Source organism: Pseudomonas sp. SF2, assembly GCF_036858055.1.
Taxonomy (GTDB): domain Bacteria; phylum Pseudomonadota; class Gammaproteobacteria; order Pseudomonadales; family Pseudomonadaceae; genus Aquipseudomonas.
This window is the reverse complement of the sequence record NZ_JAMBDI010000058.1, coordinates 1-1,012: the sequence shown is the minus strand read 5'-3', so window position 1 is coordinate 1,012 and position 1,012 is coordinate 1. Positions and strand designations below refer to the sequence as shown.

At 50.8% G+C, this 1,012-nt stretch carries 1 pseudogene; it reads left to right on the top strand.

The window, feature by feature from the left end:
* A pseudogene (locus tag M2S36_RS23545) lies at positions 1 to 995 on the top strand (T6SS effector BTH_I2691 family protein); the annotation flags it as partial.
* Between the last annotated feature and the right edge of the window lie 17 nt (positions 996 to 1,012).

Below are 1,012 nucleotides of genomic sequence, written 5' to 3'. Positions count from 1 at the left end.
CTTCATCGATTTTCGGGGTGACTGGTGCTGCATCGGCGACATTAGTCAGCGTGCGGGCAACGCAGAAAGCAGTGATGCTCAGGCTAAGTTCAACCGCCCCTGGGATGGCCTTTGGAAATGGGATTATAAAATTCTTAAGCAGTAACTTGTTTGCGCGATTAGCAGGATATCCTGCAATAGTATTTAGTCTGTTCTCTGATGGATCCAAGGGGTTTCGCCAGTTCAATAACGGTGACTCTACTGCCAGTAAATACACAATTGCTGGCGGATTAACCATGGCTATTGGCTCTGCTGTCGTCCTTGAAGCCGGACTTGCTGTTGCGGGTGCTACATCGGTTGTGCCCTTCGCCGGATGGGCCGCAGCTGCCCTTGTTCTCGTAGGAACAGCAATCATTGCAGGAGGTCTCTACCTCCATGCCAAGGCACATGAGCGACTTCACAGCCCAATTGAGTTTTGGGCAGCACGTAGCGTCTTCGGTAATCGCAACAACGATGGGGAGGCGCGCCCTGAGATCACCTTGAACTATGAAAATAAACTTCCTGCTTTCACCTCGCTACAAGCAGAAATCAAAGCTTGGCATAGTGAGCATTACGGACCGAAACTATTATCCGCCGAGCAGGCCCAATCACTCGGTATAACTAAAGTCGACACCAGATGGCATCATAACAATCACTGGTCTCCGCCAAGCTGGACAGCAATCACTCGCAACGAAGTAGCCACACCTCAACCAACCGTTGAGTTCACAGTGCTGCTGCCTGGCTTCGTGCTTGGAGTAAGTGAATGGTCAGGAAGCTTGAGCGCACTCCGTAACGACCAAGGAATGGACGTTTTTCCAATCGTCCCGACCGGCCACATTGCAGGTGCTGGCTTAGTTCTTCATTTCGAGAACACGTTAGGCACCCAAAATCATGTCTCACTGCATCTAGCCTACAACGTCAATCAAGGGTTGGATGAGGACAATGAGATCCTGTCAACTTTCCGTCTTGAGCGCTGATCATGGCAACCATCTGG